The organism is Sphingomonas arenae (assembly GCF_016924655.1).
GTDB classification, from domain to species: domain Bacteria; phylum Pseudomonadota; class Alphaproteobacteria; order Sphingomonadales; family Sphingomonadaceae; genus Sphingomicrobium; species Sphingomicrobium arenae.
Genome location: NZ_JAFFJU010000001.1, coordinates 293,349 through 307,556, shown reverse-complemented (window position 1 = coordinate 307,556; position 14,208 = coordinate 293,349). Strand labels below are relative to the sequence as shown.

The 14,208-nt window shown below is 64.1% G+C and carries 16 protein-coding genes and 1 tRNA gene; 4 read left to right on the top strand and 13 right to left on the bottom strand.

The features are described from left to right. Positions 1–4: 4 nt before the first annotated feature. Both JT720_RS01580 and JT720_RS01575 read right to left on the bottom strand, forming a co-directional pair. On the bottom strand, positions 5–2,377 hold the full coding sequence (locus tag JT720_RS01580; protein ID WP_205478891.1) for a TonB-dependent receptor: 2,373 nt from the start codon (positions 2,375–2,377) through the stop codon (positions 5–7). A gap of 29 nt (positions 2,378–2,406) precedes the next feature. Next, positions 2,407–3,942, bottom strand: coding sequence for a winged helix-turn-helix domain-containing protein (locus JT720_RS01575; protein WP_205478890.1), 1,536 nt, complete (start codon positions 3,940–3,942; stop codon positions 2,407–2,409). A 191-nt stretch (positions 3,943–4,133) separates the two neighbouring features. Between JT720_RS01575 and JT720_RS01570 the strand changes: the two genes are divergently transcribed. Further along, complete coding sequence (locus tag JT720_RS01570; RefSeq protein WP_205478888.1) at positions 4,134–4,445, top strand: hypothetical protein; 312 nt, start codon at positions 4,134–4,136, stop codon at positions 4,443–4,445. A gap of 78 nt (positions 4,446–4,523) precedes the next feature. On the opposite strand, the gene JT720_RS01565 is transcribed toward JT720_RS01570, so the two are convergent. Beyond that, complete coding sequence (locus JT720_RS01565) at positions 4,524–5,300, bottom strand: PEPxxWA-CTERM sorting domain-containing protein (RefSeq protein ID WP_205478887.1); 777 nt, start codon at positions 5,298–5,300, stop codon at positions 4,524–4,526. 160 nt (positions 5,301–5,460) lie between these two features. Here JT720_RS01565 and JT720_RS01560 point away from each other — a divergent pair, with 160 nt between their 5' ends. Further along, positions 5,461–7,029 (top strand): winged helix-turn-helix domain-containing protein, encoded by a 1,569-nt coding sequence (locus JT720_RS01560; RefSeq protein ID WP_205478886.1) that lies wholly within the window; start codon positions 5,461–5,463, stop codon positions 7,027–7,029. Positions 7,030–7,471: 442 nt separating this feature from the next. Here JT720_RS01560 and JT720_RS01555 read toward each other — a convergent pair whose 3' ends face one another. From JT720_RS01555 to JT720_RS01530, 7 genes are all read right to left on the bottom strand, one after another. Further along, positions 7,472–8,365 carry an FtsW/RodA/SpoVE family cell cycle protein gene (locus JT720_RS01555; protein ID WP_205478883.1) on the bottom strand — a complete coding sequence of 298 codons (894 nt, stop codon included), beginning with the start codon at positions 8,363–8,365 and terminating at the stop codon, positions 7,472–7,474. 138 nt (positions 8,366–8,503) lie between these two features. Continuing rightward, positions 8,504–8,803, bottom strand: coding sequence for a hypothetical protein (locus tag JT720_RS01550; protein ID WP_205478878.1), 300 nt, complete (start codon positions 8,801–8,803; stop codon positions 8,504–8,506). Between the two features lie 92 nt (positions 8,804–8,895). Next, a complete protein-coding gene (locus tag JT720_RS14280; RefSeq protein ID WP_473772548.1) occupies positions 8,896–9,234 on the bottom strand; it encodes a GFA family protein in 339 nt (112 codons plus the stop codon). Positions 9,235–9,418: 184 nt separating this feature from the next. Continuing rightward, the gene (locus tag JT720_RS01545; protein WP_205478876.1) at positions 9,419–9,970 is read right to left on the bottom strand and encodes a hypothetical protein; all 552 of its coding nucleotides are present in this window, start codon (positions 9,968–9,970) and stop codon (positions 9,419–9,421) included. A gap of 11 nt (positions 9,971–9,981) precedes the next feature. Then, on the bottom strand, positions 9,982–11,130 hold the full coding sequence (locus JT720_RS01540) for a zinc-dependent alcohol dehydrogenase (protein WP_205478874.1): 1,149 nt from the start codon (positions 11,128–11,130) through the stop codon (positions 9,982–9,984). A 232-nt stretch (positions 11,131–11,362) separates the two neighbouring features. Beyond that, complete coding sequence (locus JT720_RS01535) at positions 11,363–11,509, bottom strand: hypothetical protein (protein WP_205478872.1); 147 nt, start codon at positions 11,507–11,509, stop codon at positions 11,363–11,365. Positions 11,510–11,876: 367 nt separating this feature from the next. Next, positions 11,877–11,953, bottom strand: a tRNA-Arg gene (locus JT720_RS01530). 98 nt (positions 11,954–12,051) lie between these two features. Between JT720_RS01530 and JT720_RS01525 the strand changes: the two genes are divergently transcribed. Then, positions 12,052–12,270, top strand: a complete 219-nt coding sequence (locus JT720_RS01525; RefSeq protein WP_205478870.1) for a hypothetical protein — start codon at positions 12,052–12,054, stop codon at positions 12,268–12,270. Here the strand turns inward: JT720_RS01525 and purQ are convergent. Together purQ and purS are read right to left on the bottom strand one after the other, a co-directional pair. Then, a complete protein-coding gene (purQ, locus tag JT720_RS01520; protein WP_205478868.1) occupies positions 12,267–12,935 on the bottom strand; it encodes a phosphoribosylformylglycinamidine synthase subunit PurQ in 669 nt (222 codons plus the stop codon). The two genes, JT720_RS01525 and purQ, sit on opposite strands and share 4 nt — an antisense overlap. 2 nt (positions 12,936–12,937) lie before the next feature. Next, positions 12,938–13,171: a phosphoribosylformylglycinamidine synthase subunit PurS gene (gene purS / locus JT720_RS01515; RefSeq protein ID WP_205478866.1), complete on the bottom strand. Its 234-nt coding sequence runs from the start codon at positions 13,169–13,171 to the stop codon at positions 12,938–12,940. A 126-nt stretch (positions 13,172–13,297) separates the two neighbouring features. Here purS and JT720_RS01510 point away from each other — a divergent pair, with 126 nt between their 5' ends. Next, positions 13,298–13,444, top strand: coding sequence for a hypothetical protein (locus JT720_RS01510; RefSeq protein ID WP_205478857.1), 147 nt, complete (start codon positions 13,298–13,300; stop codon positions 13,442–13,444). 15 nt (positions 13,445–13,459) lie between these two features. Here JT720_RS01510 and JT720_RS01505 read toward each other — a convergent pair whose 3' ends face one another. Further along, entirely contained in the window at positions 13,460–14,161 is a 702-nt protein-coding gene (locus tag JT720_RS01505; RefSeq protein WP_272873151.1) for a glycosyltransferase, read from the bottom strand. Positions 14,162–14,208: the final 47 nt, after the last annotated feature.

Here is a 14,208-nt window from a genome sequence, read left to right as displayed (position 1 = left end):
TCCGCTAGAACCGGCGGGAGGCGCGCAGGCCGAACTGGCGGGGCGAACCGGGCACCGCCACCAGCGCATTGCTGACCGGATGGAAGATGACGAACTGCGGAGTGCGCTCGCCTTCGAGGTTACGGATGAAGGCGCCGAGTTCCCAGTCCTGCCCCTCCTGGGACAGCACCAGTTGCACGTTGCTGGTCCAGGTCGGTCCCACCCTCTGCTCCGGCAGGAACGCCGACCCAACGGTTCGAGCCGAGCGGTAGTGCCTGTCCGCGAAGGCGGTCAGCCGAAAGCGGCCGAGCCGGACCTCCTGCTGTGCCTGCAGGCTGAGACTCCAGCGCGGGCTGTTGTACGGCTGCTTGCTGGTGCAATCGACCGTGTACAGGTTGGTTGCCACGTCCAAGATCGCATCACAGCCGGTGAGTGGTGGCGCGCCGCTATTCCCTTGCAGGTAGCGGAACGAGCCGTATCGGGCATGAAGATATTGGACGGTGCCGCCCACCAACGCGCCGCGCCAGAGCCGATAACGAGCTTGTGCTTCGAGCCCGGAGATGCGCGAGTTCCCGACATTGTCGGTGATCGTGACGACGCGCGGAGGGGTGGACAGGTCCGGCCGCGGTGCGCTGACTTGCTGGTCGCGGTACTTCCACCAGAAGGCCTCGAGGTCGAACTCCAACCTCCGATCGTCCGACCGATGCCGAAGTCCGAGCGTGAATGCGAGGATCCGCTCCGGATCGTAGGTCTCGAAACCGGTGGCCGGATTGAAACCGCCGGGCCGGTATCCCCGCTCAACTGCTCCGTACAGCAGAGTCCGGGGGGCGAGGTCGAGTTCCGTTCCCAGCCGCCAAGTCATGGCCTTGTCGGCGAGGCGGCCGTCGGTGACCACCAGGGAACGGGTCGCTACCGCACCAGTCGGTACGCCACCTACCAGGATGGGCAGGCCTGAACCGGGCGTCGCAGGCACGGCGAACGGCAACTCGGCCGGGCTGTCCACCAGCGCGAACAGCGGCACTGTGGGGCAGCTGCGACGGCCGGCGACTACCTGCTGGCACAGGAGGGCAAAAGTCTCGCTCTCCCGCTCGTACTCCTTGCGGTCGTGCGTCCAGCGCAAGCCTCCGGAGAGGCGAAGGGCGCTCGTGATATCCACAGTCAAGGTCCCGAACAGTGCCCGGCTGCGTGTTCGATACTGCTCGTCGGAATAGTTTAGCGACGTCGACAGATTCGTGATCCCGCCGACGTTCAACCGCTCGTTCATGAGAAAAGCGCCCGTCAGCCAGGAAAGGCGGCCGGTCCGCCCGGTGAGCCGTGCTTCCAGGCTGGTCTGGCGCGATTTCTCATCCTGTTCGAAGCCGAAGGGCGAGCTGGCCATCACGGCGTCGATGACCGAGCGCCGCCAGGCCGGGATGACGGTCAGCTGTCCGAAACCGAGATCGGCATCGAACCGGGCGTGCAGGCCCGTGAACCGGTTATCCTGGCGGGGCCGTGAACCGATCGCGTCCAGGTTGCGGCCGGCGCCCGGAAGGAAGATGCTCTGGCGGTACGCCTGGGCATCCGCCGAATAAAGGCCTTCCGACAGGGACGTGGGAGCTTCGTTGAACGCATAGCGCCCCTCCGCCGGTACATAGACGTAGTTGCCGATGTAGCTGCTGCCGAAGCTGACCCCGCCCAAGTGGGTGTGGTCGGCAGAGACGCGCACGGTGACGTCGCGGCCGAGCTTCAGCTTGACCTGAGCCCGAGCGGCCTGATGACGGGGACCGGTGCTGTAGCCATCGAGGAAGTGTTCCTGGCTCCCGAGAGAGCCGGCAAGCCGGACGGCCGCCGCGGGTCCGACTGGCAGGTTCAGGGCGGCTTCCGCCTTGAAATCGTCGCTGGTCGCCGCGCTCCCTGCAACAAGTGCGCCGAGTTCACCAAAGACGGGCTGTCGGGGCTCGATGTTGATCGAGCCGCCCGAGGCGTTCCGACCGTAGAGCACTCCTTGCGGTCCCTTCAACAGCTCCACCCTCTCGAGGTCGAAGAACGGCGACATGGTGGCATTCGGGCGAGTGATGAACACGCCATCGTAGCTGAAGCCGATCGCCGGATCGCTGTTGGCCAGCAGCGTGAAGTTGCCGACTCCTCGAATGAAGACGAGGTTGCCGGTCGCTGTGCCGAGAACCGTCAGTGCCGGGAACAGCTGGTTGAGTTCGTCAGCCTGCCGGACCCCCGCCCGCGCGAGTTCGTCGCCGCGAGCGACACTGAGCGGCACCGGTGTGTCCTCGAGCAGCTCCTCCCGCCTTCGGCCCGTGACGATGATCTCTGCAGGAGGGGCAAGTCCGTCCGGGCCGGAAGGTTGGTCAGGTTGGGCACGGGCACCAGCCGGAAAGAGCAGGGTTGCCGAGACGATCGACAAGCGCGCGAGCGGTGGCAAGCTTAACGATCTCATCGGCGCAGGAAGTCCGGGGTGATGCCTCGCTGCCGCCAGTAGCTGACCAGCCCGATTTTCCGCATCAGCGGCAGGAAGCGGGGGTCGCGCTGCATAGTCGCCGCGTTGGGCGTAAACAGCATGTTGGTCTTGCGGCCCCGCACATCCGGAACTCGCGGCTGCCCTGGTCGCCACTGCATCGCTGCAAGGATCGGCCCGCGCTCAAGATAATAAGCATCGGCCAGATCGAAAGCGGCGTCGGTTGCGCCCATGATGTTGAACAGCATGATCGCGTTGACAACGCCATTCACGCTGCGTTGCACTCCCGCCATCACTTGTCTGACCGCCGCATCGATCTCACTGCGGTCACGGCTCAGCGCTGCGATGAGACCCGCGCGCAGGCTCGCGACCGTCGAGGCGGGAAGCGGCGGGCGGCCGTAAGCATCGTCAACAAGGGCCAGGGCCCGCTCGATGCGGCCGGTGCTTGCCAGGAGCCAGAGTCGGCCGAACCAGACGCCTGGGTGTCGCGGGAACATCTCCATGGCTCGACCCGAGATCTGGTCGGCTTCAGCAATCCGGTCCAGCATCCAGTGAGCATAGATTTGGCGATAGTGGAGCCGAACGTCGAACGGCTCACCGCTGAGGTAACGGAGCCGCACCTCGGAGCTTTCGCGCGGGCGACCAGTCGCTGCCATCAGGAACGCTTTGGCGTCAATCGTCGCCAAATGACGCGGGTGCTGCGCCAGAACGGCGTCGAAGCGGCGCTCGGCCGACAGCCAATCCCCATAGTAGGGGATCGCAATCGCCAGGGCCGCCTTGGCGTCGGCGTTTGCGGGATCGAGGCGTAAGGCCCGCTGCGCTGCGCGTTCTACGTCCAGGGTCGGCGAGGTGGTTTGGGCCAAGGAGGGATGTTCGGACCGGGCCACTGCCAACGCCAGAGCGCCCCACGCTTGAGCGTTGTTCGGCGATACGGCGACAGCTCGTCGTAGTAGTGCCAGGGCTTGGGTCGTCGATTCCTGTTTTCCCGCGCGCGCGATCGCGTCGCTCTCCGTGATCAGCTGGGCAGCCAGGTCTTCCTTCGACTCTCCTGCCTGCCAAATCGCGGCGCCGCCCGCCGCGGCCAGAGCGAGGCCCCCACCGAGCAGCCTGCGCCTTGACCAGGACGACCGGGCGATTTTCTCGTCGGCCGTCACTGGCTCTGCCGCACAAAACGGTGTTTCAGCCGCCCGCAGGATCAGCCGGTAGCCGGTGCGGGGAATGGTTTCGATGTCCACGGCACCGGGTGCCACCTGGGTCAGCACACGGCGGAGTCGCCCGATTGCTCGGTTGATGCTGTCGTCCCCGACGATGGCCCCGCCCCAGCATTCGTCGAAAAGCTGGTTACGAGTGACGACTGTCTCACTGGCATCCAGTAGAAGCAGAAGTACCTGCATGATGCGCGGCTCAAGGGACGTCTGCCCGGCCGGACCCGCTATGATCCTGCGCGATGGGCTCACCCTCAGGGTGCCTTCGGTGAAATCTGACCGGCTGGCGAGATCCCGAACTTTCAGCACCAAGCCCTCCACCGTCTGGGTTGCTCGTGAGGCCTTGTCGAAAGTCTCAGGGACGAGTGACAGACTGTCAACAGGCCACAAGCGATCGGCAGATCATCGTGTTTTGGTGAGATGATCATCATGGCAAGCCGACGTCACCACGGTTCATCTGATGGGGCCGCGAACGGCGGCAGAGATGGACGGAGACAGTCATGAAAACCACTCTTTGCGCGACTGTGCTGGGGTCGCTGCTACTTGCATGTCCGGCGGCTGCGGATCACATCTTCAATTCGACGGAGTTTGCCACCCGTGGCGAGTGCGAGGCTGAGAATGCACGTCTCAGCAACGAAGACGCCGAGCGGCAGTTTGCGCTCCGCCCGGACCGGTTCTCGAGCCTGGGCGAAGCGCGCAGCTTCATGACGCGCGCGTTCACCTGCGAGTACGATCCAGACACCGACACCTGGTACTTCGCTGATCATCGCCGCGAAGTCCTTAATAGCGAGTGGTTCCTGCGCCGGCAGTGACTTAGCCGGATTGTAGGCCCTGCCGGTTCCTGATGCGACATCGGGAACCGGCAACCTGACGCGAGCTCCGGGGACACCTCAGGACGGGCAAGCTGAGACGTGCTTTGCGGGGCGCCGGCGCCGCATGATCGTGCCGACGAGTCCGAAGCCGAGCAGCATGGTCGCCCATGTGCCGGGTTCAGGCACGGCGGAGGCGACGTCATGGCGGAACCCGGTGAGGCCGAACCCGGTCGGATCGTCGTTCCAGATGGTTACGCCGCGAATGTCGTGAACGCCTCCGGTTCGCGTGAAGCCGAAGCGACTGACTAGCGGAAGGCTGCCCAGAGTCAGGGCCTCGATCAGCGATCCGTCACCACGGAAGAAGCTGACATAGGCGTTGCCGCCGTGACCGCCGGCGAGGATGAAACCAAACTCGGACTGGTCGGTGGAGAACAGCAGCGACACCGCGCCTTCTCCGATGGCGTCGAACACGGGATAGCCTGACGTCCCGATGCCACTGAGCACGATCCCCGCGGGGCTCTGAAGCGCGGCGAGGTTTTGGCCCGGTGCCCCGGCTTGGAGGTTCAAGGCTCCGGACGGAGTGCCGCTGACCTGATCGAATTCGCCAGAGGGCGATACCGTCTGGCCTTGGAAGTGCTCGCCGAAACCGACGCCATCAACGATAAGCAGGCCATCGTAGTTCGTGCCCGCACCCGGCGCTGCCGTGAGTGAGGCGAACGACACGAACTCCGTGCCGGTCAAGCTTCCGTAATTGACCTGCGTGATCTCGGCTGCCCTTGCGTCGGCGGAGAACAGGCTGATGCCGAGTGCCGCAATCACAGCCTCCTTGCGCAATCCGTTGTGCTGCTTCACCATCGAACGGTCCTTTCGTCATTCGGCACAAGCCGGTGATCGGGTGGGCGGACGAGAGGGTCAGCTTTCCCGTGCCGCCATCCTGACGCATCGGCTCATCGGGCGGCATTACGGAAGGCTGACGGTTGGCTGACGATGTGCCGACGGAGGGTCGATCACTCCAATGGACATGAAGAGCAGCGTGCTGATTACCGCCGCGTCCCTTGCCGACGTTCCGGATTTCACGGTCGGACTCGTGCACGTCTCTCCCTCCACCCGCACGGTCAGCGGTCCAGGCGGCAGGGGGCAGGCGGAACCCAGGGTCATGCAGGTACTGATCGTTCTTGCAGACGCAGCCGGCTCGGTGGTCACGCGCGAGACGCTGCTGGAGCGGTGCTGGGGTGGTGTCTACGTGGGGGATGACAGTCTCAATCGAGCCATTGCAGGTGTCCGGCGCCTCGCCGCCGGCATCGCTGCGAACAGCTTCGAAATCGAGACCATTCCACGGACCGGCTACCGCCTGCTCACCCGGGTCGAACCCAACGAAGAGGCAGACATCCGAACCGCACCTACCGAGGCCACGTCCGGCCCAGCAGCTCCAAGGAGCTTAGGGCGGAGAGGAGTGCTCGCCGGCGGGTTGGCCGCAGCGGCCGGTCTCGGAATATGGCTTGCGCGCAAGCCGGCGGCTGATCCCGCCGAACCGCTGGTCGAGGCTAGCCGTACGGCCATGCGCAGCGGAACGCCGCAAGGACAGCGCCGCGCCGTCGCGCTGCTCGAACAGGCTGTGCAGCAGGTGCCCGGAAGTGCCGCCGCATGGGGTCTGCTCGCGCTCACCAGAGCGCGAATCGATGAGCACAACACGGCGCCCACGACCTCACAGGCCAGCAGGATCGAGGAAGCCGCTCGGACCGCCTTGCGGCTCGACCCGGACAATGCCGATGCAAGTGCCGCGCTCGCAGTTGCCATCCCTTACTATGGCGACTGGCTCGCGGCCGAACGGCGCTTCGATGCCGTGCTCGCTAGGCATCCTGACCACCTGTTCGTGAAGGACTCCCGCGCGTTCCTGATGGGCGCCGTCGGGAGAATGCGCGAGAGTGCCCGCTATCGGCTGGAGTTCTCGGCCGAGGACGCGTTCGACCCCGACCTCCGGACCCGTGAGATCTACGCCTACTGGTTTCTCGACCGGATTGCGGAGGCGGATCGCGCTGCGCACCGGGGGCTGGCGATGTGGCCCAGGCATGCCGGAATCTGGTTCGGGAGGCTGTGGGTGCTGGCCGGTACGGGGCGGTTCGACCGTGCGCTGGCCCATATCGAGGATGGCGTGCAGCGCCCGGCGCTGCCTCCGCCGATGGTTGCGACCTTGCGCAACGCGATCAACGCCGCCGGGACCGGCAGCCCCACCGACATCGCGGCGGCATCACGTCAGGTGATGAGCGGGGTAGAACGAAGCGTCGCGGCCGTGGTGAACGCTGTTATGCTCCTGAACCTGATGAAGCAGACGGACACCGCTTTCTCGCTCGCACGAGCGTATTATCTGGAGGAAGGACCAGTCATCGCGGCCGTGAACTGGCGGCCGGGGCAACCGCTGGTTCCTGACCAGCGTCGACGCAAGACCAACATGCTGTTCACGCCGACGGCCGCCCCCATGCAGCGCGACCGGCGTTTCATGCCGCTGATGCACGACATGGGTCTAGAGAACTACTGGAAGCAGAGCGGCTTAACGCCCGAATTCCTGCAGCGGCTCCAGGCTTAGCAGCTCGGAGCGGAGGAGGGTGCCGGCCGGGGATGCCGCTGGTCGCCGGTCCTAGCTGTCCTCACGCGCCCTTCCTCTCGGGTGGCGACAACGCCGTTCACGTTCATGGCCTGGTGCTGATGAAGCGGGCAACCTGTTTCGGGTGGCTCGGCGCTCACCGCGACCTCGCCGAAGACGCAGGGTTGGCTTCCGCAGAAGCAAGCTGGCGCTCCTGGGTCTCGAAGTGAAACAACTGGTGGGGGTCGGCATCGTGGTTCTCGGCCCCACATTCTTTCCGACCGCTTAGCGCCCATGCCGGGCGGTCAGAGCGGTGTTGCGGACACCCGAAAGCGGACGCTCCGCCAGCTACATAGGTAAGGCCCGATGCCTACCCAAGACGGACAATGGGTGAATGATCCGCCGCTTACCCCGAACGCATCGACCTGTGAGGTGAACACTTGGGTTAGACGGGTTCCATGGAATGCTCGCGACGCTCCTCAAGTCGCTCCTGAGTGGCAGCGCTGTCGCGGCCGAACCTGAGGGCGGATGCTTGGCTTCGAAGCGCAATGGAACACAGCAGATAACCCAGGATGGCGCTTCCGCCATAACCGACGAGCGGGGTGGGATAGTTGCCCAGTGCCGCTGCAATGACGAGCGCGGCCCACACCGCGCCGAATACCGCGTGGCCAAGCGCCGTCGGGGGAGCTTTCCGAAGGCCGATCACCGCCGGCATCAGCGAAATCAGCGATCCGGAGATCACTGCCACACCCGCCGCCGGGTGCACATCAAACGACGTCAGGAGAATGCCGTCGACGAAGGGCATGGCTCCTTGCGTGTCGGGCCGCAGCATCGCTGTGGCGAAGCCGGTCAGCGCGGCAGCCGCGGCGCTGAGCGTGCGGGGGTCCGGCCGCATGAAAGCCAAGATCAGTGCTCCCGCTGCCAGCCCTCCGCTCATCGCCCGGTCAGGCTGCAGCGCGAGGACGATCGCGGTCAGCGTTACGCCAATCGCTCCAGTCCAGTTCCGAGCAGTTGCGAAGGTGAGAACCAGGACTGGCAGGAGTATGAGGCTCGGTTGAATGATGATGTTTCCGAAACGAAGCCAGCGCGTTGCCCCGTTCACCGTGGTCCCGAGCAGAAAGCTTGTCAGCAGCACGACGGCAAGACCCAGGCACACCGCACCCGCACTTACTCGCCATGATCTCTGAGAAAGGATGACCACTATCACGACGCCGATTGCAAAAGCGGCGCCGTTCATGAGCAGGTAGGATAGAGGCGCACCACCTGCCGCCATGTATCCGAGGCCCAGTGTCGTTGCGGCGAACCCGCACAGAAGTACCGCGTGTTGGGCCACCCTCATCGATCCACTCCCCGAGTTTGCCGCATAATGGCGACAAAGCCGCGGCTTCAGCAAGGCCGTCGTAAGGCGCTTTGGTCGAGATCCAGAAAGGAGCTGATCAAGTCCGCCTCGTGTCGATCTCAGAAGCTCGGCCTGAACCTAGCGAATGGGTGGGAAACGGACCTTCTGCTGACGGCTGAAAGCAACCGTCTCGCTGTTTTTGAAGGGCGGCTGGGACACGGCTGCAAACCAACCGCCATTGAAGGTCGGAAGCTGCTGTAGGTGACCGGTGACAGCCTCCCAGCCGTCGAGTTCCTCATGAAACGTCCACATCTGCTCACCCACCAGCACGTCAACGCAGATTAGGTCCGTAGTGAGTTCGTCCCGCTTGTAGAACGTCACCTTGGCAATGTCGGACAGCGGAAGCTTGGCGATCAGATCTGCATCGATAGCGGACATCGGGGCGAGTTTGGCTGCGTCTTCCAATCTGCGCAATCGGGTCGGGCTTAGACCTTTGGCCTGGATGGCTAGGAACGGGACGTAGAGAAGCGCTAGTAACTTGCGCCGTCGATCAGGCGACGGGGAAGCTCGCGCCACAGTTCGGGATCAAACATCCTAAGATTAACCGCCATGCGCGGGTAAGATGGATCGGTCGGCGTCCAATGGGTCGTGCAACCGCAAGTTTGGCAGTGCCACAGATCCAGTGCGCGATCGCCCTGCTGGTATGAAACGCCTTCGCCGTGCACGGTGATAGCGCCGGGCGGGCAATGGTGCCACAGACCACCGATGCGCCGACATATTGAGCAGTTGCATTCACCCGCATTCGCCGGCGCTTCTCGGAGGATCAGGTGGATACGCCCGCAATGGCAGCGTCCGTGGTGCTCGCTCATCTTGGCAGCATCCGAGATTTGGCGGATGTCCGCAACCGGTCGCCTTGCGACATTGGCTACTTAGCTAGATGGAGGTCTGCTTTCCGGTTCCAGCCGCCAGAACCGGATTAGCCGCAAACGGCCAGATTGAGCCACAAAGCCGTGCGGACTCGATCACGGGATTGGCCGTTCCACCTCGGCCTTGTCACGGGTTTAACGCGTTCCTCATCTCTGGCTCCCTAGCCTTCTTCTGGGCGAGGAAGAGGGCGGTCACGGTCCCGACAATGGCGGCGGTCACGCCGACCTTCTTTATGAGACCAGTTTTGTTGTGCCGCCATTCGGCCGGTACGCCCATTTCTTTCGGGATGTTTGGAATCTGACTGTGTGCCAGGTCCTCGATCACTCCCTCGATCATGTTCACGCGGTCCGCACCGATCAGCAGCAGCCAGTGAGCCCAGTTGGACTCGCTCCACCTGAAAGCCAGGCGCCGCATCGATCCGCTGAGCCCTGATGGTGGACTTGCCGTGCCGAAGACCGCCGGCAGCCACTTGTGCTCGACAGACTTCAGTAGCTCGATGTCGGGCTCTTGCTGTGTGGGACGCTGCCACTCGCCGCTATGGTCATCCTCCGACCGGTCCCGATAAGGGTAGGTGGGATCGTTCTGCGGGTTGGCATCCACACCCCATCCGACGATCATCGCGTGATCGACCGTTTTCGCCGGATTGCTGGTCCGCATGGCCACTCTGGTTTCACTCACGGCCATGCTCCTCATGCAGCCGACGGCAGCAGGACCGGCTTGATGCACTCGTCCAGCTTGTCCGAGAAGATGTGATACGCGTCCGCGATGTCGTCGAGCGGCACGCGATGGCTGATGATTGCCTTGGGGTTGAGATTGCCGACACGGACATGCTCGATCAGCCTCGGCAGCAGCCGCTTCACACTCGCCTGATTGGCGCGGATGGTCAGGCCCTTGTTCACGACATTGCCGATCGGGACCATGTTTCCGGTCGGACCATAGACTCCTACGATCGACACCACGCCGCCCTTCTTGACCGAGTTGATTGCCCAGTGGAGCGCGATGGCCGAGCCTGACTCCAGCTTCAGTCGCTTGCCAAGAATCGTCTGGAGCATGCTGCCCGTAGCCTCCGCGCCAACTGCATCGATGCAGACGTCGGCGCCAAGTCCGTCCGTGGTCTTCTTCATGAAGACGACCACGTCATCCAGCTCCTTGAAGTTGTAGACCTCGGCCGGCGCGAAATCGCGGACGAACTCCAGCCGATAGTCGATATGGTCGATGACGATTACTCGCCCGGCACCGAACAGCCAGGCACTTCGGGCTGCAAGCATACCGACCGGGCCGGCGCCGAAGACGACCACGGTGTCGCCCTTCTGGATGCCGGCCATCTCCGCGGCCTGATAACCGGTAGGCACCACGTCCGTCAGGAGCACGGCATCATCAGGATCCATCCAATCCGGGATGATGGTCGGTCCGAAGTCAGCGTAGGGCACTCGGGCATATTCCGCCTGGCCCCCGTCATAGCCGCCTGCCGTATGCGAATAGCCGAAGATGCCGCCCACTGCCGTCGCCTGCGGATTGGACTCGTGGCAGTTGCCGAACAGGCCCTGCTTGCAGAAGTGACATTGGCCGCAGGCGATGTTGAAGGGCACCAGGACATGGTCGCCTGCCTTCAAATTCTCGACCTCGGGCCCGACCTCTTCAACGATCCCGCAGAATTCGTGGCCGAAGGTTTGCCCCACCCGGGTGTCGGGCACCATGCCGTGATAGAGGTGCAGGTCGGAGCCGCAGATGCAGCTTCTCGTAACCTTCACGACGGCGTCGCGCGGATGCTCGATGCGCGGCATGGGTTTTTCGTCCACGCGGATCCGGTATGGTCCGCGATAATTCATCGCGCGCATGAGCCGTCCTGTAAGCAGTCTGTCATCTCTTGGAAGGCGAACGATCTTGGCAGGCCGCAGTTGCCGCCCCCCTAAAAAAGCGGGTCATGTCCGTTTAGAATGGTAGCTTCCCAAGGGCGGAACGGCTGGAGCCGGTCAAGAACGACGGCTCGGGTATCTGCACGGACGACCGTTGCAACGGGCGTCTGCTGTGTTCTTCGGCAAGAGCGGGCAGTATCAGTATTACGCCTGCTCAGACCGCGCCCGGGCCGGTCTCAGCGTATGCAAGGGGCGGCGGATCGGCCGCTCCAAGCTCGACAACATCGTGCTCGATGCACTGGAGCCGAAGCTGCTCACGCCAGAGCGGCTGCGCGATCTGCTCTCCGGCTGGCTGGATCACGCGTCTGACGTCATTGATGCCCGGCGGCAAATTCAAAGCGTCCGACCCGTTGTTCTCACGCAAGCACGGCGAACTTGTGGAGCAGATCGCCCAGGTGAAAACGGATGTGGTGCTGCTTGAGAGACAGCTGGCCAACTCTGAGCGCCGCATCACTACCCAGCTAATCGAACGCTTCGGTGAGATGATGCGCGAAACGCTCCGGGGCGACGACCCTTCCCTTCGTCAGTATTACACCCGTGCCATTGTCAGTCGCGTCGAGGTTGGTGATGACCAGATCAGAATCTCGGGGTCGACCAAGGCGTTGGAGCATGCCGTGGGGAGGACTGCTGATGCGCCTGATGGGCCAGTACCCAACATTGAACGGGAATGGCGCGCCCGGCAGGATTCGAACCTGCGACCACAAGCTTAGAAGGCATGTGCTCTATCCAACTGAGCTACGGGCGCGTCTTGATCTCGCTAGGCGGCTTGACCCGGCCGCTCAAGTGTTCATCGTCCGTTCAAGCGGGGAGGGTGAGCCTTGCTTCACCAGACAGGGGAATGTCATGGGTTGGTCGACACGGGCTCTTCTCGCGCTCGCGTGCATGGTGGTGGGTCATTCGCCCGCCGCTGCCGCGACCATCATCATCCTGACCGATCCGATGACGCTCGACCGGCGGATGGTGGTGATGGAAACGCCGGGGCGTGATCGCTTCCTGCTCTGCAATGCCCCGCCCGCGGTTGCTGGCTGCAGGGAGGTGCCGGTAACGCGGCGCAAGCGCTAGGCGGCGACCGTCTCCAGCAGCCCTTCGAACAGCCGTCGTCCGTCCGTGTTGCCGTGCGCGGCCTCGACCGCCCGCTCGGGGTGCGGCATCATGCCGAGCACATTGCCCGCATCGTTGATGATCCCCGCGATGGAGTGGGCCGAACCATTGACCTCGCCCGAGTAGCGGAAGGCCACCCGTCCTTCGCCCTCCAGCCGAGCGAGCGTATCCGAATCCGCCTGGTAGTTCCCGTCATGATGCGCGACGGGAATCGTGATCTCCTCGCCGGCGCGATACTGGCTGGTGAACAAGGTCTGCGTGTTCTCCACCTTAAGGTGGACCGGACGGCAGACAAAAGTCAGCCCGCTGTTCCGCATCAGTGCGCCGGGCAGCAACCCAGCCTCCGTCAGCACCTGAAAGCCGTTGCAGATGCCCAGCACCGGAACGCCGCGCCCCGCCGCGTTTGCCACGGCGCGCATGATCGGCGAACGCGCCGCCATCGCTCCGCTGCGCAGATAATCCCCATAGGAGAAGCCACCCGGAATGCCGATGAAGTCCACGCCGGCGGGCAGCTCGGTCTCGCGATGCCAGACCATGTGCGGCTTGCGCCCGATAACGGTCTCGAGCGCCACCGCCAGATCACGGTCGCAGTTGGAACCAGGAAAAACGATGACCGCGCTGTTCATGGTCAGGCCACCCGCTCGATACGAAAATTCTCGATCACCGTGTTGGCCAGCAGCTTGCGGCACATCTCCTCGACCGCCGAGTCCGTCGTACCATCCGCCAACTCAAGCTCGATGAGCTTGCCGGCGCGAACGTCGCGGACTCCGTCGAACCCGAGACCTTCCAGAGCGTGGTGAATGGCTTTCCCCTGCGGGTCCAGCACGCCGGCTTTCAAGGTGACGAACACGCGCGCCTTCATGGTGCTCCTCGACGATCTCGTGAGTGGGGGCCAACGTGGGCGCTATGCCGCCAGCGGGCCGCTCGGGCAAGCTTTACCGCCTGTTTACCTTGGCTGTGCGATCATCGGAGCGGAAAGGAGCAGGCCATGGGCCTTCTCGCGATTGCCATGTTCGTCGCCCTGTTCGGGTTCGGCCAGCGCTACTTCGGGTGGAGCGATCCCGAGGGGAAGGTGCAGCTTGCGCTGATCGCCAGCTTCGTCATGGGGCTGATGGCGGGCTTCAAGAACCGCTGAGCGCGCTCTGATCGGCTACTCAGCAGCCTGCACGGCCGACGGTTGGCCCATCTCCTGAGCTTGCCGACCTGCGGTCAGGGCCGCAATCCGGTCCGGCGCCACCCCGGCGTGCCACAAGCCCAAGCGCACCAGGGTGCGGCTCGAACGGCGCACCCAACCATCGCGGCGGATCCCTTCGCCGGACACGAACGCCTCGTCAGGTAGCTGAACGACGGCCGGTAGCCGGTGCAGCAGGTCTTCGTGGCTCATCACCGGCAGCGGGCGGTAGCCACCTGCCGCCATGTAGCGATCCTTGCGAACGGCCAGTCCCTGCGAGAGCGAGGGAAGCTGCAGTAGTCGGGTGCGCAGGTCGACAGCCTTCTCCACCAGGCGCGCCCGTCGTGCGTCATCCTCGATGCAGAGCCAGAAGCAGCCCGGCCGCAACGAGCGATTGAGGTGCTTCCTGGCACGCCAGACCGCCAGTGAGTCCAGCACCGTACCCGGCGGCACGAACAGCAGGCCACCATAGCGCGAAGCCTCTGCCCCCCGCGCCAGCTGTGCCGCCAGCCCGGGCGATCCACGAACCATGGTGGCACCCGCTGCGCTGGCCAGGCTCACGGTCGCGTCGGTGGACCCGCCATCCGCAACGATGATCTCATCAGCCTCCGACAGGGCGGACAGACATGGCTCAAGCCGATGGGCATCGTTCAACGTCGGAACTACCGCACTGATGCGCAAAACGCTCTGCCCCCCTTCAGCCTCTCGGCAGTCCGACTTGGAGCATA